This window comes from Cytophaga hutchinsonii ATCC 33406 (assembly GCF_000014145.1).
GTDB lineage: Bacteria > Bacteroidota > Bacteroidia > Cytophagales > Cytophagaceae > Cytophaga > Cytophaga hutchinsonii.
The window spans coordinates 1,008,173-1,028,727 of sequence record NC_008255.1 but is presented as its reverse complement, the minus strand read 5'-3'; the positions used below and the strand labels follow the sequence as shown (position 1 = coordinate 1,028,727).

Annotated in this window: 19 protein-coding genes; 4 read left to right on the top strand and 15 right to left on the bottom strand. The window is 34.8% G+C overall.

The features are described 5' to 3' along the window. Positions 1 to 59: 59 nt before the first annotated feature. Positions 60 to 1,052: an exostosin domain-containing protein gene (locus CHU_RS04365; RefSeq protein ID WP_011584295.1), complete on the top strand. Its 993-nt coding sequence runs from the start codon at positions 60 to 62 to the stop codon at positions 1,050 to 1,052. 42 nt (positions 1,053 to 1,094) lie between these two features. Here the strand turns inward: CHU_RS04365 and CHU_RS04360 are convergent, their stop codons facing one another. The 9 genes from CHU_RS04360 to CHU_RS04320 all read right to left on the bottom strand — a co-directional run bounded on the left by CHU_RS04360 (position 1,095) and on the right by CHU_RS04320 (position 11,234). Continuing rightward, positions 1,095 to 2,159, bottom strand: coding sequence for an acyltransferase family protein (locus CHU_RS04360; protein ID WP_049755454.1), 1,065 nt, complete (start codon positions 2,157 to 2,159; stop codon positions 1,095 to 1,097). 197 nt (positions 2,160 to 2,356) lie between these two features. Continuing rightward, positions 2,357 to 3,403 carry an acyltransferase family protein gene (locus tag CHU_RS04355; RefSeq protein ID WP_177254186.1) on the bottom strand — a complete coding sequence of 349 codons (1,047 nt, stop codon included), beginning with the start codon at positions 3,401 to 3,403 and terminating at the stop codon, positions 2,357 to 2,359. A gap of 25 nt (positions 3,404 to 3,428) precedes the next feature. Beyond that, positions 3,429 to 4,220 (bottom strand): glycosyltransferase family 2 protein, encoded by a 792-nt coding sequence (locus CHU_RS04350; RefSeq protein ID WP_011584292.1) that lies wholly within the window; start codon positions 4,218 to 4,220, stop codon positions 3,429 to 3,431. Then, the gene (locus CHU_RS18790) at positions 4,213 to 5,385 is read right to left on the bottom strand and encodes a glycosyltransferase (RefSeq protein WP_011584291.1); all 1,173 of its coding nucleotides are present in this window, start codon (positions 5,383 to 5,385) and stop codon (positions 4,213 to 4,215) included. Before CHU_RS18790 ends, CHU_RS04350 begins: the two co-directional genes overlap by 8 nt. Before the next feature lie 2 nt (positions 5,386 to 5,387). After that, on the bottom strand, positions 5,388 to 6,497 hold the full coding sequence (locus CHU_RS04340) for a glycosyltransferase family 4 protein (protein ID WP_177254187.1): 1,110 nt from the start codon (positions 6,495 to 6,497) through the stop codon (positions 5,388 to 5,390). A gap of 7 nt (positions 6,498 to 6,504) precedes the next feature. Continuing rightward, positions 6,505 to 7,641 carry an acyltransferase family protein gene (locus CHU_RS04335; RefSeq protein WP_011584289.1) on the bottom strand — a complete coding sequence of 379 codons (1,137 nt, stop codon included), beginning with the start codon at positions 7,639 to 7,641 and terminating at the stop codon, positions 6,505 to 6,507. Beyond that, on the bottom strand, positions 7,629 to 8,648 hold the full coding sequence (locus CHU_RS04330) for an acyltransferase family protein (protein WP_011584288.1): 1,020 nt from the start codon (positions 8,646 to 8,648) through the stop codon (positions 7,629 to 7,631). The genes CHU_RS04335 and CHU_RS04330 overlap by 13 nt, the downstream gene beginning before the upstream one ends. Beyond that, positions 8,638 to 9,975: a hypothetical protein gene (locus CHU_RS04325; protein ID WP_011584287.1), complete on the bottom strand. Its 1,338-nt coding sequence runs from the start codon at positions 9,973 to 9,975 to the stop codon at positions 8,638 to 8,640. Before CHU_RS04325 ends, CHU_RS04330 begins: the two co-directional genes overlap by 11 nt. Next, positions 9,972 to 11,234, bottom strand: a complete 1,263-nt coding sequence (locus CHU_RS04320) for a glycosyltransferase family 4 protein (protein ID WP_011584286.1) — start codon at positions 11,232 to 11,234, stop codon at positions 9,972 to 9,974. Before CHU_RS04320 ends, CHU_RS04325 begins: the two co-directional genes overlap by 4 nt. Positions 11,235 to 11,618: 384 nt before the next feature. Here CHU_RS04320 and CHU_RS04315 point away from each other — a divergent pair, with 384 nt between their 5' ends. The 3 genes from CHU_RS04315 to CHU_RS04305 are packed head-to-tail and all read left to right on the top strand — an operon-like array spanning position 11,619 to position 14,483. Then, positions 11,619 to 12,449, top strand: coding sequence for a glycosyltransferase (locus tag CHU_RS04315; RefSeq protein WP_177254188.1), 831 nt, complete (start codon positions 11,619 to 11,621; stop codon positions 12,447 to 12,449). A 3-nt stretch (positions 12,450 to 12,452) separates the two neighbouring features. Continuing rightward, positions 12,453 to 13,454 carry a glycosyltransferase family 2 protein gene (locus CHU_RS04310; protein WP_011584284.1) on the top strand — a complete coding sequence of 334 codons (1,002 nt, stop codon included), beginning with the start codon at positions 12,453 to 12,455 and terminating at the stop codon, positions 13,452 to 13,454. 36 nt (positions 13,455 to 13,490) lie between these two features. Next, positions 13,491 to 14,483, top strand: a complete 993-nt coding sequence (locus tag CHU_RS04305; RefSeq protein WP_011584283.1) for an acyltransferase family protein — start codon at positions 13,491 to 13,493, stop codon at positions 14,481 to 14,483. Positions 14,484 to 14,629: 146 nt separating this feature from the next. Here the strand turns inward: CHU_RS04305 and CHU_RS04300 are convergent, their stop codons facing one another. From CHU_RS04300 to CHU_RS04275, 6 genes are read right to left on the bottom strand one after another with little or no spacing between them, the layout of a single operon-like run. Beyond that, positions 14,630 to 15,706 carry an acyltransferase family protein gene (locus CHU_RS04300; protein WP_011584282.1) on the bottom strand — a complete coding sequence of 359 codons (1,077 nt, stop codon included), beginning with the start codon at positions 15,704 to 15,706 and terminating at the stop codon, positions 14,630 to 14,632. A gap of 24 nt (positions 15,707 to 15,730) precedes the next feature. After that, positions 15,731 to 16,885 (bottom strand): glycosyltransferase family 4 protein, encoded by a 1,155-nt coding sequence (locus CHU_RS04295; protein WP_011584281.1) that lies wholly within the window; start codon positions 16,883 to 16,885, stop codon positions 15,731 to 15,733. A 21-nt stretch (positions 16,886 to 16,906) separates the two neighbouring features. Beyond that, a complete protein-coding gene (locus CHU_RS04290; protein ID WP_011584280.1) occupies positions 16,907 to 17,758 on the bottom strand; it encodes a glycosyltransferase family 2 protein in 852 nt (283 codons plus the stop codon). A gap of 12 nt (positions 17,759 to 17,770) precedes the next feature. Further along, positions 17,771 to 18,262: an acyltransferase gene (locus CHU_RS19825; protein WP_011584279.1), complete on the bottom strand. Its 492-nt coding sequence runs from the start codon at positions 18,260 to 18,262 to the stop codon at positions 17,771 to 17,773. A gap of 10 nt (positions 18,263 to 18,272) precedes the next feature. Beyond that, positions 18,273 to 19,190, bottom strand: coding sequence for a DUF6625 family protein (locus CHU_RS04280; RefSeq protein ID WP_011584278.1), 918 nt, complete (start codon positions 19,188 to 19,190; stop codon positions 18,273 to 18,275). 12 nt (positions 19,191 to 19,202) lie between these two features. Further along, positions 19,203 to 20,498 carry a lipopolysaccharide biosynthesis protein gene (locus tag CHU_RS04275; RefSeq protein ID WP_011584277.1) on the bottom strand — a complete coding sequence of 432 codons (1,296 nt, stop codon included), beginning with the start codon at positions 20,496 to 20,498 and terminating at the stop codon, positions 19,203 to 19,205. Positions 20,499 to 20,555: the final 57 nt, after the last annotated feature.

Here is a 20,555-nt window from a genome sequence, read left to right as displayed (position 1 = left end):
TATTAAGGTGTTTGTTTTAATATTTTATTCTAACAGATTTTTTTAATACATTAAGAAATATGAAAAAAATATTACTTGTTCAACCTGCAGAATTGAAAGATTTTGAACGCAATGAACTTCCGAGGATTTCGGGATTAATTAATAAAGTTCCTTCATTTAACAACTTTGAACTAACTACAAATATTAATGACGCTGAATTGGTTATAATTTTAGAATCAGCTTCTTTTAAAACATGGAAGGACATTCCCAGTTATCAGAATCTTGTTAATTTTTATCTCAAAAAAAACATTCCACTTTATAGCATAAACTATGAAGATTGTCCTCCGGGCTTTCTGCCCGGATTTTATACATCACTTGAAAAACATAAGTTTAATCCGGAAATACATCGTTCCTGGCCGCATTTATCTTTGCCAAATGATAAGATAGAAGCAGTTAATCATTCCACGATTCAGAATAAAAAATTACTTTTTACATTTTCCGGTTCTTGCTCACATCCGTTCAGAATAAAATTATTTAATGCGTACAGAAATGAATCGAGTGAATATAAAGTAGCTGAAATTAAACGTTGGTACAATCATTCTGATTTTGAAAAAGAAACGTACTTAGAAGATATATTGTCCAGTTATTTTGTACTGTGTCCGAGAGGCATTGCCTCCTACTCTCACAGAATAATAGAAACGATGGCTCTTGGCAGCGTTCCTGTTATTATTGCTGATGAGTGGGTTCCTTTCAGTATCGAAGAAGATAATTACTATGTACGAATAGCAGAATCAGACGTAGAAAACATTTATGCAATATTAAAAGCAAAACAAACAGACTATGAAAATCTGAGAAACAATGTTTCTGATGTGTATAAAAAATATTTTGAATCACATATCAGATATTCTGTTTTATTAAATCATATGGTTGATTTTGCAGACCAAAGGCCCTATCCTGCTAACATTGAATCTTTCACAAAACGCTGGTATAGTAAGGCGTTCCGAAAACAAAATAACTGGCTCTTGTCTCAACGGATTTTCAGTAAAATAAAAGGACTGCTAGGTGCAAAATAGATAATTCTTAATGCATCATTTGTATCCGATACAAATGATGCATTAAGAATTAATTTTTTTCTTTAATTGTAATATTGGTTTTTCAACACATGTATACGATATGTATGCAGCACCTGCTGCCAGGATAATATTCAACGGGAACATATAAATAATTCCCGTAGCTGAATGGTTTAAAAATAGCTGTTGCCATATGTATAAACTATAAGAAAGCACCCCTATGTAGCTTATAATTTTACCATTCAGAAATCCTGCAAAAGACGGTTTTTCATGAATTATAAATAGCAACAATATTCCGATTGAAATACTTTCCAGGGTGAAGCCTATAGAGAGATTGTATGCACCTTTAAAAAGCATTGCCATAACAGGCGATAGTATAAATATAAATAGCAGAAGGCCGATTGGGATATATATATTTTCTTTCAGTACGGTTAATACTTTTTTAACGCTCTCCTTATTATATCTTTCCAGTAAAGCCATGTAGCATCCCCAGAATATTGCGTCACTCATTGTATGCAGCATCATTCCAATCTGTCCACGCTGATCCTCAAACAGGGCATAAGAAACAACCCGTACAATCGGAAACATAAACAAAACTATGGGAAGGATACGACGCAGCCATTTTAAACTACAGAAAAACAATAATGATGGCCATACAAGGTAAAACTGTTCTTCCAATGAAAGAGTCCAGAAATGCCCTATATACCAATAATCAGGCGAGAAAGATTCTCCGCCAATCAGATTTTTATAATTAGTAAGATATACTGAGGCAAATACAAGATCAATTATATCTATTTCCAGATACCTGAAAACAAATACCAATACTGCTATAATCGATAAATAAAGATAAAACACAGGAAAAATTCTGATCGCTCTTCTAAGGTAAAATTTACCAAGATGAATCGTCCCTGTTTTTTCCTGTTCATTCAGTAACAAATTGGTAATAAGATAACCACTTAAAGAAAAAAAAATCATTACTCCCAAATGTGCGTTACCAAAAATAATCCGGATCAATTCATTTGATATTCCTATAGAATAAAATCCATGACCTATTAATACAAGAATAATTGCAACGCCGCGGATTCCGTCTAGATATGGTATACGATTCATATTACAATTTAAAACAAGAAAGTTTACAACTATTAACAAATATTATTAACATGATTCCAAATCAGAATCTTGTACTGAATATTATGTATTATTCAGCTAAGACAGGTAACATATAAAATTGAATGCCTCTGCCACCGTCAAGATAAAGGAATTCAAATAAATATTTTACTCATTCAATATAATTCATACAGATGTTTTTATATCTTCTTAAACCACCGAACAATATTCTTCTGAAAAACCTCTTCTGCAATTATTGCTAATAAAAGCATGGCAACTAAAGAAGCAGCCATTCCCCAGATGCTGAATATCCATCCTGTTTTTTCGAACATCAACAAGACCGGGTAATGGAAAACATATATCGCATAGGTATATGGAGCAAGACGGACCAGCAGGTTTGCAGAACCGATATTAAACGTATTCTTTGATATGTTCCACAATACCGTAACAAAGATCATAGAAGCTACAAAATGTCTTATAAATAATACAGGAAATAATCCAAATAAAATTGTGTGGTCTGTTTTCCAGTATAGCAGATATACAAGCAATAAAACCAGTAAGGCAGCTGTGATAAAAAGTGTTTTTTTAAGTGTGTTGAGGTTTACAGAATCAGGCTGCATATGCTTCCTTGATACTTCTGCTCCAAGCCACCATAATATGAAGTAACTAAGCCAAAGACAAATCTGATTGGGAAAAATCAGATAAACGACCAATGCCGCGGAGGAAATTATCCCAACATATAAATACCTCCGATTTTCAGGAATATAAAAATAGATGGGAATAAAAAGCATATAGAACCACCATTCATAACTCAATGACCATAAAGGTGTATTACCCATAAATGGCTGTATCCATACGCCAGGCTTACCGGTTGAAAAATCCTGAAGCATACATATGTTCTCAAGAAATGAAATCCATTGAAAATCCAGCCACTCATCTGATATAAAAGATTTAGCAACGTAGGTTAACAAACATGCAAGAATAAATACAGGGTAAATACGTAGAAAACGCGCTTTGAAATATTGAGGAATTGTAAGTGTTTTTTTATTTTCTGCAGAATAATAAATTACAAAGCCTGATAACACAAAAAAAATCATAACCGCCTCCTGTCCAAATGCAAAAAGCATTGAGCCGATCTTGCCAAAATCAACAATCTGATGGATATGAACACCAACAACATATAATGCAGCTAATGTGCGCATAAGTTCTAAGAAATAAAACTTATTGTCTGCTGCTGGTTGTTTCAAATCATTATTCATTATACTGTACAATCTATTTTGTCTTAGCGTATTCTTTTGCTTGCTTATTAATTTTTTCTGCTTCAATTAAACGCAGCGTAAACATAATTTCTACCATGGTACGTTGTAATGTATAATACCACCCGTGCCAACCATCAAGAATTAACCCTTTTATAAATAGAGAATAAAAGAACACCATAAACGGTGCAATCCATTTCAATTTTCGGATCTTATCAATAGGGCGTAGTTCCTCGTATGGTTTTTGAATAAGCTTCTGACACTCCTTTAGAGCGTAACTATCCTGGTTTTTAAACCAGCGACTCAGATCTTTACGATCATCATGTAAAATTTTATTTTTAAAATTACTTTCCTTGCCCTGAACGGCAAGTCTGTGTGCGTGACCATCATTATAATAATTACCTTTCAATGTACGAAATAGTATTGGCCTGGGTGTTGTGTTATCTGAACGTAGCGGATATCCATATACACAAAAGCGAAAACATACGTTCCAGGCATCCACTGTTGTGTCAGTAACAGCATGCTTTATTTCTGCAATTAATGGCTCCGTTAATACATAATCTGCATCAAGAGACAACACCCATTCTGTTTTTATCAGACTTAACCCAAAATTGCATTGTTCAGCAAAAGAATCAAATTTTCTGTAAACAACCTCTACGTTTGAAAATGTACCGGCTATAGACAATGTTTCATCTGTACTTCCGCTATCGAGCAACACTATTTTTTCAGCCCAACGCAGCTTTTCCAGCACCCGATGAATATTCGGGTCTTCATTATACGTAATGATTAATACAGTAAGATTATTCATTTTCGTTATTCTTTAAATCTTCAAATACTTTTTGAAACCTTTTACCAATACTCTCCCAGCTATATGCTGCAATATACGAACGTGCAGCGGATGCAACCAATGTTTTATCTATATTCAAATAGTCGAGCAATGCCTGCTTTATCTCATCAACATTTAATCCAACAGCTTTTCCGCAGCCATTCTGTTCCAGATCCAGCCAGGGGGTATATATTGATGTCACAACAGGCAAACCTGAAGCAAGGGCTTCTGCATATACATTTCCAAAATTCTCATTATGTGAAGTGAGTGCAAATAAATCTGCATGTATTAAAAAAGTTTTTTTATCTGCGTCATTTAATGCTCCGGTAAAAATAATTTTATCCTGTAATCTGTATTTATCAATGCGTTGCTGCAATTGTGCTAATTCACCTTCATCCTGACCGGCAATCAGCAACACTGTATCGGGTAGGGTTTTAAGTACCTGATCAAAGGCATCTATCAATAAATCCAATCCTTTCTTTTTATGGATTCTTCCCATGGATACAATTACCTTTGTATCACCATTGAATTCTTTTCCTGTAAACTGTTTTAAAAAATCTATACGGCTTAACCAAGGTGTAGCTGCAAAATATTCTGTATCTATACCATTCGGAATAATAGCAATTTTGGCATTGGGAAATCTCGAACGGATTTCCTGCGCTTCCTGATCAGCTGTAGCATGCCATGTTACACGGTTTGCAAACGGTTTGATCAGAAATTTCAACCACGTTTTTTTGAAACTATTTCCCTGATTCATTATCCAATCCCCCATTACACCTCTTGGAGATAGTAATACCGGCTTACCCAGCATTCTGGCATAAAAAAGAGATGCAGGAACAGGTGTATTGTATATTGCCTGAACATGTATCACGTCTGCATTTCTTATATCCTTCCATACAGACGTTATCAGGCGCAGTGATAATTTATCTACGATTGTTTCATTATAATATTTAACATGTATTCCCTGAAGCTCTGTCCATTTATTGCGAGGAACTTCGAGGCGTTTGTACATATTTGTATTTGTTGTACTTACAAATACTTCTTGACCTAGCTTCACAAGTTCCTTACACGTATTCAGGGAAGAAAATATAGTACCTCCATAAACAACTGCCGGATAAAAAGATGGTATGACAACAGCTATCTTCATAGTTAACTAATTAAAATATCGTTTATGCGATTGGTGAATGCTTTCATACCAAATGTGTTGATTGTTTTATCGTGAAGTTCATTGACATTATAAAAGCGACTATCCGCTTTCATGCTCAATGTATCTACCAGTGCAGTAGTAATTGCATACTGGTCCTCCGGATCAATAAGCAACCCTAGTTCACCATTCAATAAAGCATCCACACTGCCGTCTTTATTTCCCGCTATCACAGGTTTTCCTTTTACCAATGCCTCAAGAAATACAATTCCAAAACCTTCTTTAGAAGAAGGCATAATAAAAACATCACATAAGCTATATATATCCGGAAGCTCTTCTGTTTTAATATATCCGGAAAATATCACCTGTTGCTGTAAGGCATGTTCTTCTATGAGATTATCCAGACGTTGTTTTTCTATCAGATCGTATTTGCCGGCTAACAAATATTTCACGCCCGGTATTTGTTTTTTTATTTCTTTCAGGCTTTGAATTACTTTGTCGTAGCCTTTGTTTTTTTCTCCGGCTACCAATCTGCAAACTGTCAGAATTACCTTATCTGACGGAGCAATTCCAAAACGTTGCATGAGATATTCAGGCTTTTCATTTTTTACAGACGCATCAAATTCCGGATCCAGCGTATTCCAAAGGATTTTTATCTTATGTGCAGGAACATTATGTATTTCTATTATTTTATTTTTAGTGAAATTACTTACTGTTATAACCGTATCAATCAGAGACAGGCATTTTTTTGTAAAAAAACCCAATGGTCGCCAAATCTCTATCCCATGTGTAATCAATACGATTTTTTTTCTTAATAAAATTTTCAAAATCAATATCAGAGGAAAAAATAAATTTATATGTCCGAAAACGACAACATCCGATTTTAATGAAAGTTTCACTGCTTTCATTAAAAATTTCATACGGCTTCCATCCGCAGTGTTAAAATGTGTGTGTGCGGCATGTGGAAGATCTTCTGTTTTATCAGATAAAGAGAGGCTCGTTATAGTATTGTCAGCTGCATTCAGTTGCTTTAAGGCATGTAAAAAATTCTGATTGAATTTTTGTATGCCGCCTACAGAAGAATATGCATTGATATATAAAAACAATATATTCATAGGCGTGTTACGATTTTTTTTCTGATTTAGCATCTACCCATACTGATTTCAAATTCATGGCAGGTTTTTCAATAAGCCTGTACAGTATATAACTTCCTGCAATACATACAAAGAACCCTGAAACCATAATCAATATACGCTCTGCAGAAGCAACGCGAGGCAGATGAAGTAATCGGAGCCATGCTGTATCCCACACTGAATAAATAAGAAAATGATTTAAATAAAGTGAATATGAAATATTGCCAAGGAACACAAACAGAGCCACATCCTTTTTCAAATCTGTTAACGATACAATAAGTAAAGAAAATGCAATTGAATACACCAGATCGGATCCGAATACATGCCACACAAAATAATGGTTCAATACTGTTGTAAAAACTAACAGTAGCAAAATCCACACATATTTATATTTGATTTTTTTTATAAGCGGCAAGTATTCAAAAAACAATGCGCCTAGTAACCATTCCGGAAAACGAAGTATTGTGTTATACAACATTAGCCATCGCATTCCTGCATTACTTATTGTTACATTATCAATGCTCAGATAAAGCACTAATTTATATATTACTGAAACAGTTAAGCAGAATGCAAAAAACCATAAAAGTTTATGTTCAATTGTATATCTGTCGGCTATAAAACGATACATGCAATACAGAATATAAAATTGTACTTCTACAGCAATAGACCAGTAAACTGCCTGAATGCTGAAAGCATATCCATAATCAAAATTATGAATGCAAAGCACATGCATAAGCACATTCCATATGTCTATTTTCAAATAACTGATCACCAAGCCGCCTGCCAGAGCTATAGCTACAGAGGCATAATAAGGGGGCAGAATCCGGAATAAGCGTTTTGATAGAAATACTTTTGAAGCCTGCCAGTCAAAATATTTATTGGCATATAATAAATGAATAAGGAATCCGCTCAGTACAAAAAAAAGATTTACACCGGCGCTCAATTCATTCAATATGTTGTAATTGGGGTTGAATGTTTCCGGAAAAACCAGAACACCTTCTGCATTATAATTAGGTATGCCTCTGAAATAGGATTGATAAATATGATAGATCACAATCATCACGGCTGCAATACCTCTTAATTCATCAAGCCCGCGGATCTTTTGTTTTGTTATTACGCCACCCATTTCTTTCGCAGTTTTTCAAATGGTATATCAACCAGATAATAAATAATCAGTGAGCCTATAAAAGTAGCAATCAAGTATACTACAAAGGAGGGTAAACGTTCGGCAAAAGACACGTTACCATAGTAGTATCCCCATGGATACATGGTTACACGATGAAACAAATAGGTTATATAAGATAAATTAGCAAGATCCCTATCCCATCTTCCTCCTCTATTTCTAATGTTTCTTGAAATAAAAGGGATAATGATAAGTGCCAGTAGATAGTCGAATATAATTCGGAATAAGATGCCTCCTACTTTAAGTTTGTTTGACTGCACAACATTTTCAAACAGATGCGGAATAATATAGGTTAGAGCAACTAAAAAAACAGCGATGCAAATACTTAAAGCAGCAACTTTTTTACTTGCATGGTAATCTGTCTGGTACAACAAAACACCAACAAGAAAAAAGCAAAGGTAATTTGCAATTGAAGGAGGAAAATGTAAATTCTGATGAAGAAAATAAAGAATGCTAAATAAAATAAAGAAAACAGACAGAAAAACTATTTTCCTGTTTTGTAATTTTGCAAGCACAAATAAAAGTGCAGGGACAATTATATAAAACTGCATTTCAATATCCAACGACCAGGATGGCGGAATAATCATACCTGTAGTACATAAGCCCAAAATAAAAATATGCGATAACACAAACGGTACATCCGGATTTAATACACGGATATATTCATGTAAGCTTTGTTGTTTGACAAAACAAATCACGGCAATCATGAGTATTACATTGATATAAAAAACGGGCAGCAGCCTTAATAAACGGCTGGATAAAAACGAAGAAACAGGATATTTAAACAGTATGTATTTTTCCTTATACATCTTTACTACCCAGTACCCACTCAGAATAAAAAAGACGTGAACAGCCCATTCTCCCAGTGCGATGTAGTTTGTGGAATGAAATAAAACCACAACGATACATAAGAAATATCTAAAATAACCCGGCCCTATTCTATCCAACATTAGTTTCTTCTGTTTGGTTGTTATATATTTTATTTATTGCAAGAGAAATGCCTAGAAATAGCCATCCATAGGATAGATTGGTACCTACAGAAACCATCTGTCCGAAAAACAAATTTTGAATTTCATAGCCAACAAATAATAACGGAATGGGTACCGCAGAATTCAAGGTAGCTACTAAACCTCCGAAAAGCATATATAAGCAAAGTATTATCCGGTATATGATAAATAAAAAACCGAAAAACACTCCGCATTCTACCACATTTCTTCCCCAATCTGATTCAGCGATTGAGAATACTGCTTTACCTGTAGTTAGATAAGCTGTGCCCGCAGAACCTTTCCCAATCCCTTCTCCCCAAAAGTTTAAATCAGGATCAATTTCGTTGAATGCAACAAAACCGGAAGTAACTCTGTGACCTACTGATTCGCCTTTTGCATTTTCAACACGTTGACTGATAATCTCAATCTGCCTTGCAAAAACAACTTTATAAATAAGTAATCCCAGGCATGCTGAAATAATAATAATTAAAAGAGATTTCAGTATTTTTTTATGCCGTATCAACAAAAGTAAACTACAAAGCAGTGAAGCAAATAATACGAAAACATTTCCATATGTTCCTCTTGAACCGCTTACTGCCAGATTTGATGCAAAAGCACCTAAACAAATAATAAACCAAAACATGGATAAAAATTTTTCTTCTTTAGGAAGAAAATAATTGAGCATCAAAAAACAAAATAGACTTGGTGTAAAAAAAACCATCCCTGAAACAAAAGAGAACGGCCCATAGGGACGAACAATATCTCCAAATACAGCAAAGCCAACTCCCCCATCTTCTCCGGCATTTCTATTGATGAATGCATCTGGCGGACTTAAAAATTGAAAATATGTTAATACTGCAATTGGGATACCTATATAACACGTAAAACGTGCAAACCGAATAAGGTCTGGCTTTCTCATATAGTGTTCCATAATAAATGCCAGCGGCATATAAAAAAAATAATTGCGCCATCCATACAACCCAGCAATAAAAGGGGAAGTATACATTACTAATTGAATAAATGTTAGAATTAAAAAAATAACAGCCAGCATCATGGAAACCTGAAACAAAACAGACTTAGGAAATTTGTCCTGACTCCAGCACATTATATACATATAAACCAATACAGGATCCTTGATAAAAAAAATCGGAGAACTCAATTGAGGCAAGATCCATTTTCGTAAAATACCTTCCAGAAATAATAAAACATAGAAAACCATGATTGCTTTGTTAATATTATTAACAAAACGATCATCTTTATTCAAATCGACTATGTCTGCAGATATACTCACGGACGTTTGGAGGAATCGTATTGTTCAATGCTCTGAAGGAGGAAATTCTGATACCGTTCCCAGGTAAAATATTCCGCCGTTTTGCGTGCAGCCAACCTCATCTGCTGTTTTTCATGCGGGTGTTCATATAGATATAAAATTTTTTCTTTTAAGGCTTCTATGTTGCGTACAGGAATTAAAAAACCATTTTCACCCTCTTTAATAATATTTTCAGCTCCGGCATTTGGTGTAGTAATAACAGGCAAACCACAAGCCATAGCCTCAAGCTGAACCAACGCCAACCCTTCAGCAAGCGACGGAAAAACGAAACAATCTGCAGAGGCGTAATACTGCGGCAACTGATGATGCGGTACTGAAGCTACAAAACGAATATTCGCATCTTTTATCTGCTCTTTCAGCCAGCCTTGCGGAAACAGGTCAATTCCTACCAAAAGTAATTCTGCACCCGGAAGATTCAACTCTTTCCACGCCTGTATCAGATAATGCACGCCTTTTCGGGGCCCTATCCCGCCAACAAAAATTGGACGAAAGATGTTATCTGTTTTCTCAAGCGGAGTGAATTTTTCTATCGGTGCTCCAAATACATTAACTTTAACCTTTTCAGATGGAATACCTAAGCGTGTTACAGAATTCTTTACAAAATCAGAAGGTACAAAAATAAGATCTGCCATTGCCAACTCTTCTTCTTTCTTTTTGATTTTCCAGTCCGGTTCATTCACTGTAGCCAGGCAGGATTTGAATTCAGGAAACAGTTCCACTTCCCTTCCTAATATTTCTTTTGCCGTTTCATGATGTACAATAGGCAAATCATACAGACATACAACGCCAAGCTTCTTCGCTTTTCTAAAGGAACGTAATGAACAATCCTCATATGCATAAACAGCATCAATGGTATCCCATTTCATTGCAGATACTGTTTTATCAAAATCGTCATACATACGGCTGTTTAACGTATGTGAACTAAGTTTCAGTCTTTTGCTTAGACCTGATTTTAATAAAAAAATCCGTTTGTATTCAATCCACGGTTTACTAACAATATAACTGGCATCCACCTGCCAGTCTCTGCGTTTCAATTCATTATGAATATTTGTATATATCCCGGGGCTTATTTTTTTTAAAAGCTTCAATACCACTGATTCCTTGTAAAAATATGTCGTATAAAGTCTATTCAGAATCCCGGCTTTTTTAAATGCATTGGCAGCCTGCAAGGCAAACGCATTTTTTACAGGGTGTATCAGATTTATTTTTCGGATGGGCATGCAGAAACTTACTTTTTTACAATTTATATCTTTTTAAATCATCTTAAAAATAATATTTTTGATATTATTCAACAAGACGGATAAAAAAAGTATAATTTCCGGCTCAATTAAATATTTATGAAAATCAAAGTAGCTTTATTAAGTGCCGGATTAGGAAATGTCTCAAGAGGGTTTGAAACATCGGCTGCAACATGGTTTGAATATTTACACGGAGCAAACCTGATCGATTGCAGACTTTTTGCAGGAGGGCAATATAAAAACGCAGTACGAATACCTAATATTTCCAGAAATAGCACACTAGCCAACATACTGAAACGATTACAATTAATTAAAGATGGCTGCCGGCTTGAACAACTAACATTCAGCCTTAGCTTTTTAATTTATATGATTGGATTTAAACCGGATATACTTTGGGTTCAGGAGGCAACGCTTGCGCAAATGGCATTGAAGTTTAAAAAAATATTCAGATTTTCATATAAAATAGTTTTTTGTGATGGCGCTCCTGTTGGACATCAATTTGCCAAACAATTTGACCACATTGTTTTTCTTGAAAAATTTGCTGCGCAAAAGGCTCTTAATGATGGAGTACCGACTGAAAAAATTTCTGTTATTCCCTACATTTGCCTGACACCTAAAACCTTTATTGAAAAAAAAGATGCAAGAGCATTATTCGGCCTTCCTGAAAACGACTTTGTAATCATCTGCGTTGCCGCCTGGAATACACATCACAAAAGAATTGATTATCTACTCAATGAAATTGCCTTACTTGGTCAAGATGATGTAACCCTTTTATTATGCGGACAGCCCGAAGCAGAAACTGTGATGCTTAAAGATTTGGCAAAACAACTTGGCATTAAAACAAAATGGGTTACATTACCTCCATCAGAACTTACAAAAGCATATTTTGCAGCAGATATCTTCGTGCTACCCAGTTTAAAAGAAGGACTTGGAGCCGTGCTTATTGAAGCAGGATTTCATAAATTACCTGTACTGTGTCATCCCTATGATTCTGCATTATATATATTTGGTGAAGAGTATGATGGATTAACAGACCTTTCAATAAAAGGTAACCTTGCAAAAAAAATTGAGGCTTTCAGAAAAACCGATTTAACCATCAAAGGAAATGAAGTAGCTGTTCATATTAATAATACATTTAATCCTGACATGCTTACTCAAAAATTTATCTCAATGGCTGAACAGGTCTATAATTCATAGGTTATGCATACTACCTATCCATCTGTAACCGTTTGTATCCCAACTTTCAATCAGGCACCATTCCTTATCCAGGCTATCGAAAGTGCACTTGCGCAAACGCATTCGAATATATCTATACTTGTCTCAGATGACGCGAGTACGGATGACACCCCTGTGTTGATGAAGCAATATGAAAATCATCCGCAGATCCGTTATTACCGTCAGCCACAAAACCTGGGCATTTCTGCTAACAATAACTGGCTGCTCAGTCAGCCTCAAACCGAATATATCATCCGCCTGGATTCTGATGACCTGTTGCTGCCCGCATATACAGAGACATTGCTGAATCTGTTTTCGCGTTATCCTGAAGCAGGCTATGCGCATGCTGCCGTAAATGAAATCGATTCGAAAAATAATCAACGCAGGATCAGACGCCTGTTTGGCAGAAAAGAATATCAGGATGCTGTAACGGCTCTGAAAGCGGGGCTTACCGGCTATAGAGTTGCTGCAAATATCTGCATGTTCAAACGTCATGTATTGCATGAAATGAATTTTTATAAGCCAGATATGAATTTCTGTGAGGACTGGGAACTATCTGTCCGTATAGCCGATGCAGGTTATGGAAATATTTATTGTTCTGAACCGCTTGCCTGTTATCGTGTCTGGACAGACCAGGGAAATGTGCGTGCCAGCCGAAAAGTAACGGAAATTAACGGGGCCTATGATTTATACCAAAACACCTATTTGCCTGTATATAAAAAAAGAAACTGGAGCATCAACCCTGTTAAACGGCAATTAACTTCTTATGCGCTGCATCACAGTATCTGCCTTACCCAGACAAATTTCACCGAAGACGACAAGCATATAATAAAGTCTTTATTATCTAAATTTACTTCAAGTAAGTTATTGCAAGTTAAAATATGGCTGATTGAGTCCCGTTTGTTCTGGCTGGTGGAAGGATTACGCTCTGTAAAAGTAGCGTTTAAAGACCGATTGAAATCTGCAATCTATTTATTGAAAAAGTAAATAGATCCATACAACATTTGTAAAATTGTTCTGATTATGAGCCGTTCAATATCTGCTGATTTAATTAAAACAGGATCAATAATCGGAGTAGTTTTTATTCACGGCTCATCTCTGTTGGGAACAAGCTCAGATTTTCAGACATATGCATCTGCATGGTTTCGTTTTTGTGTACCCTGTTTCATTATACTCTGGGCCTATTTTTTTGAAAAATCATTTGCTGCGAAAAACAATACGGAACGTATTCAATATATCAAAAAACGATTTATTCATCTGCTGATACTTTTTTTTGCATGGAGCTTATTATACTTTTTACTTCTGGTTGACTGGACCACATTGTCTGTCAGTAAAATGATAACCATTCATTTTTCCGGCTATGGCTGGTCTGGCCAATACTTTTTTATAATATTATTTCAGCTTTTGCTGTTGTATCCGCTATTGAGAAGATGCTACATACACCATATACTACGTTACAGTATATTACTCTTTTGTATTATCGCTTATGTGTATTGGGGCTACTATTATGATATTATTCCTGAATTATTAAAAAAACTTGGAGACAGGCCTTTTATTTTTTGGCTTCCTTATGTGTTTTGCGGAATAGCACTTGCAAACAATACTTTTATCAGGTTACCGCTTATATATATCTGTTTCGTTTTTCTTATACCGCTAGAGTTTTATGTTCTGGAACAGTTCGCCTTGTCTCATTCTGCCTATATAACACCGGGAATTTTAGTTGGCTCTATATTATTCTGCGGCACAATATTACAGAATAGCATTTCTATAACATCAGAAAAAGCAAGAGCAGTTATTACCTACATGGGCAACAACACTATGATCATTTTTCTGGCCAATCCTGTTGTCATATTCCTTTTGCAAACATTTTTATTTAAGAACATCACATCAACAACAGACATTTCAAAAATCATTTTGCCGTTTATATCAACCTTGCTGATCATTTGTATTTGTTTGCTGATTGACTTTTTTATTATCCATACGATTGACAAACTGACAGGCATTAAACTTAGTTAATATCCGACATACACCTTTATACATTCGAAAGTCCTTCTCCCGTTTACAAAATGGAGAGATCAAAACTTATAAAAATCCCGAACAATTCTTATAACCTGAATTACTACAACTAATATTATTTTAAACTCGATACAGTATTCAACCAACTATTGATTTATTTTCAATAAATACTTGCGGTATTTTTCTTCCAGAATTTTTTTAAACACAAATCTTTTTTGTTCGGTATAATACCCCAAAAAACAGCAGAATACTACAATCCCCAATACTAATATTAGGACTTCCAATACACTCTCTTTATTATAAAATCCTAAAACCCCGAATAAAATCATTACTGGAAAATGGAACAGGTATACAGAAAAAGTTACAGATGAAAACCATTTTATTTTTACGATCAAAAAATTATTTTCATCTATTAGACTTCTGTTGAACGAATTCACTGCAAATATATTCAGGCATACAATCGCCCCTAACAAAATATCATTTAAAAAATCATATGAATAAAAGAAATATGGATCTCCAATCCTGCTTACTACAGGAAATACAGGATGTATGTTTTCAGTAACCAAACCAATGATTAATATACTGGTTGCAACAAATAATAAAACAGAAAAAATAGTTGAAACAGTATGCTTTGAAAGTTTAAAAAGAGCAACTCCCATTAACCAGATTGGGAATAATAATACTATTTTGTATCCAATACATAAAAATATTAAGGCAAGTAAAATATACCGTTTCCACTTAACGGCATAGATCCATACAGCAAAAATAATATAGTACCAGACTTCATATGCTAATGACCAGAAAGGTGCATTTGTAGGAGGCTTGGCAGATGAAAACCAAATCTCATTCAGATTAAAAAAAGTTATAAAGTATTTAGCGTAATATGATGCAGTATGTATATACGGACCATAGTAACCTGGATCAAACTGGTATCCGATCTGATCAATAATAAATGTTAAAAGCAATGCAGGAATTATTACAGGATATAAGCGGGATATACGGTCAATAATGTATCCATGTAAATCTTTATTTTTCACTTCTGTAGTATAGGCAATAAGAAAACCTGACAATACGAAAAAGACCACTACCATTTTATGTCCAAACTCGCCATTACAAAGATTTAAGCCTATTGAAAAAAAAGACATGTTTGCATGACATATTACTACACCTAAAGCAGAGATTACTCTGAGAAAATCAAGATAGATAGAAGTGTTCCTGTTCATTACTTAAATTCGGTTTTAGCTTAATCAATCAGGCATCGAATACACTTCCCAATACCTTTCATAAATTTTCTCCCATGAGAATTCTGACGCAAACGTTTTCCGAGCCTCCGCAGCGATAGTCTGTAACCACGCCTGATTATTGATAATTTCAGAAATACGTTTAGCTGTTTGGTCAACAGAGTAATCATTCATTAAAAATATATTCTCATTATCCCTGAATACGGCATCTGTAGTATCGCCGCGTGTACCCAGAACAGGAATACCTGCTGCAAAAGCTGCCGCCAGCGAACCGCTTTTTGTAGCAATCCCACCTTCGCCTTTTTCACTTACATACTCAGCCATTACAAATAAAGAAGAAAGCTTTAAATGTGTATAGAGTGCTTCATCAGACAGATATCCTGTAATATGAATACTTGCATCAATACCCAGCTCCTGAGATTTAGATGTAAAATGCTGTTTTGTAGCTTTCGGTATATTTCCTAATATGATTAATACAGTATCGGGATGTTGCTTTTTAACTTCCGCAAAAGCCATTAGAATCGTATCTGAAATTCGTGTCCCGAAGGTTGAAAGAATAAAGGATTCCGGATGTGCAATTGTATTTCTCAATTGGCTGATCGTGCTTGAGTCAACCGTATAGGGGAGAATATTTGCACCAACAGGTATTTTAAATACAGCGTCGGTATATCTTTTCAGGTAATTGACATACAGATCAATGCTGGTAATGTTTTTGAAGGAATACCGGGACAAGATACGTGCAATAAAAAACTGAGCAGCTGCAATTATTTTCCGCTTGAAACTTTTTGCCGTATATCTGATACCTACTTCATGAAATGTTGTAACAATTTTAAACCCTTTTATTTTCAATACCATATAAAGCAGGATTAGCCAAAAAGGCATCCCTTTAGCATTAAAACTATACGGTACGTATTGCATGGATATATAATCCGGCTTTACTGTTTTGCAGATAGCGGCTATTTTAAAAACAGCTTTTATGTTCCAAGAGGAAATTACAGGCAGAATATTCATACCCTGTACAGCTATAGTATTATCCGTTTTCTGCGTAAGTACAGTAACGGCATGACCATTTTTTATAAATTCTTTTGCCAGCTGGAATGTATAATCCCCTACACCACATACTGCAGGCGGAAAGTTCTTTGATATAAATAGTATGTGCACGTTCTGTTGTTATGGATTATATTAAGAAGCTTTGTCCGGGCGCGATTTTAACAGCGTTTTAAAACAGAAATACAATTGCAGGAAATTACAATACAATAACGTACCAAAGCCGGAAAAACGGTATTTCCAGGCATGTGTAACCAAGTACAGATTATTTTTTACAAAATATCGAAAATGGCGCATTGCATTCAGTCTCTTGGCTTCTTCAGGATGTTTTTGTATATAATATTCTTGTGAAGCGTGTCTTTTCAATGTTGTCTTTATAAGATTGCGATTCAATCTCCATGGATGCACAACGGAAGCGTTAAATAAAAATGCATGCTTGTCCGTTATCTGTCTCAACCGTCTGAACAAATCAACATCTTCCATAGCAGCAAAAGGAAACTGCTCATCAAAGCCTTTTAACTGGTAAAATAAATCCTTTTGAATACAGATATTGCATGACCAGAAAAAACCTCCGGTTTCATTTATGGGTGATTCATGCAGAAACGATTTTTTAGGACCGTCTACATAAATTCGCCCTTCAAATGCACGCATTTCAGGATTCGCCGATATTGCATTGTAGTATTCAGTTAAAATTTCTGTATCAGGCAAACAATCATCATCTATAAACAGATACCAGTCACCATCAGCATTTTTAACTCCGTTATTTCTGTTAGCAGCAGGTCCTTTTCGCGGTCCTTTAACCCATTTCACCCAAGTGTACTGCTGTTGTATAAGCGTTTTTGTTTCTTCATCAGAGCTATCGTCCGTTACAATAACTTCACATTCAAACCGGTTGTTTATAGACAAAACATTAACATATAATGCAGACAAACAATGGATCAACAGATTAGAACGGTTGCAAGTGGGTATAATAACTGAAAGCTTCATATAATATTGATTTTAAAGATCAAGTTTTTTTATAAACCGGGCTGGATTACCTGCCCAAACTTCATTAGCAGGTACATTTTTAGTAACCACGCTACCTGAACCTACAATTGAATTATCTCCAATACAAACACCAGGCAAAATACATGCATTCATTCCTACCCAAACATTATTTCCAATAATCACCGGCTTCGAAAAATTAACATCCTCAGCAACGTCGGCCTGCCTGTTTAATGAATGTTGCTTATGCCCATAGGAGGAAATTCCGCAATTACTGGAAATCATAGAATTGTTACCGATCTCAACACCGAAGGTTGCATATATAGTAGTATAACACGATATCATACTATTGTGGCCGATGGTCATTTTACCAGGCACCATTATGGTACTGGTCGGGTCAATGGACACATTATCCCCACAAAATTTCAGTCTTTTTTTGAGTGCAAGTCTGCGTTGTGCATTCATTGTAGCTTCAAATTTCAAATATAATTTTGTAAGAATACCCATGATGTCTAATTTAAAATTTTAACTTTTTAATATTTATGTTAATCTTTTTAATGATGGCATTTAGAAGATTTTTAGAAAATGCCATCCGTAGGGATGTAGGTTTGTTTTTAAAATTACCCAGACCATTCAGGTAATACGATTGTAATTTAACTAATGAGGGATTTATGTAGAAGTAATACCTTGCTTTAAAATAAATAAAATGAACCATAATATACTCCACGCCATCGTATTTCACACTCCTGTTATTGATTTCCACAGGAGTTCTGCCACGCGGTTCAAGTATCGTGTTTTCAAACAATGTCCGTAAACCGAATGCCTGTTCTTTAAAAACAACTTCAGTAAAACTTTCAGCGGGCATATTTAATTCAAAGATACTCTTACCCGCTTTCAACTCTACATAAACACTTCCGCAGCATTCATCAAAACCTACATGAAGCGGATTTTGAAAAATTATTTTCCAGTCTTTACTTTTCTTAAAAAGGTTATTACAGTAATCATTGTTGCGCATAATAAACAATGCGCCTGAAACATATTCTTTCACGGCACTGTACATATCAATATCCTGCAATCTTTCCGTTGTGACAAATGCGCCAAAATTCCCTACAACTGTATCAACATCCAAAGATCCCCAAAACTGATATTCTGAAAGGTAATCTTCAAAACACAAGCCATAGCTGGGTTTGTAATCACATAATTTATACGGGCTATGCAGATTTATATCTATGTTTATTTTTTTGGCAATCATATTCTGTAATTCAGAAAATGAAAACGAAATCCATTTAATATTATCTGTAAGATTTTGCGGCTTTTTTATATCGGAAAAAAATAATACATCAAAGGGTTGATCTTTAATCGAATTAAGAAATAAAGGAAAATATTGAGGTAGTTTTCCAAAATACGGGATGATAAAAGCTATTTTATTTTTCATCTTATATTATGATCATAATGTAATAATAGGATTATGTTTCAGTTTTCTAAATCCAAAATAACATATTAATAGCTGAACCATCAATGCGAAAACTGTTCCGATCAAATTCATTTTAATAACTCCCGTAGTACTTGATAAGTCAAAGATAAAAACAGAAAGTACCTGGCTTGCCAGCGTAACGGCGATAAATAATGGAGATGCCCAAACAAATATCCATCTGGCCGAACTATGAATTGTCCATAGAACTCCGGTAAGATATCCAATGCATGTTGTTATAATTGTTAACTGCATTTCCTTTTCAAGATTATAATATTTTTCTCCGATTATAAATAGGAGAATTTTAGGGAAGAACAAACTAACTCCTATCATAAAACATGCAATAATAATTGCCCCTGTAGTTATTTGTATATAGCGTTTAATAAAAAGGGATTTATTATCGATACGTGCAATGTAAGGTGTAATGATTACGCCGTTAAAGGTAGTTAAAAAAATAAAAATCTGACTCAACCGCCCTAATGCAGAAACATCTGCAACAGAATCAATATTACCAAACAGACTTATGATAAATAATGAAATCTGCGATTGTACAGAAAAAAAGATTACGCTTGGCAACATCGGTTTGATGTATTTCATCAGGCTTCTTTTAACTTCTGCATCAACAACTTCCGGTTCTTCTATGTTGTCCTTTGTATGTCTTTTAAATTGAAACCCGTTCCATATCTGTGTTGCTAAATTTACAAGTATTACACATGCTGCATTAATGTATTGTAAAAAATAAAGCGCTGCTAAAATTATCAACCTGCCGAAAGCCGCAACTATCTGTGGGCGGTAAGATTCATTCATTCTTTTATGCATCTGCAGCACAGAATTGTAATACACAAAATTAGCCTGAGACCAAATGGTTACAACTAAGCTTAAAAAGAAAAAAAATTGTATGTGATAGCCCCAGTTATATTTAACCGTGATATAAAAAAAAGCAATACCTATAGCAGGAACAACAAAAAGAGATAAAAATGAACGATACTGTCTTGCTGCTTTTATATAACTGCCTACAACCAGTTTATCGTTCACTCTGTTTGCCACCAATGCGATAATAGCTCCGCTGATACCAAGATCTACCAATGTTGTAATCATTGATTGAAAACCGAATACGATACTGAACTGAGCGAAATTTTCTTTAGTTAACCATCTGAGAAGCAAAAATCCGACAAGCAGATTTAAAAATTGCAATATACCTTGTCCGATTCCGAAATGAATAACTGTCTGTACTTTATTATTAGAATAAATTTTCAATAAATAACTTCTCATTTTCCAACAGCATTCAATGCCAGATATATGTTTTACATAAATCTGCTGTATCCATTA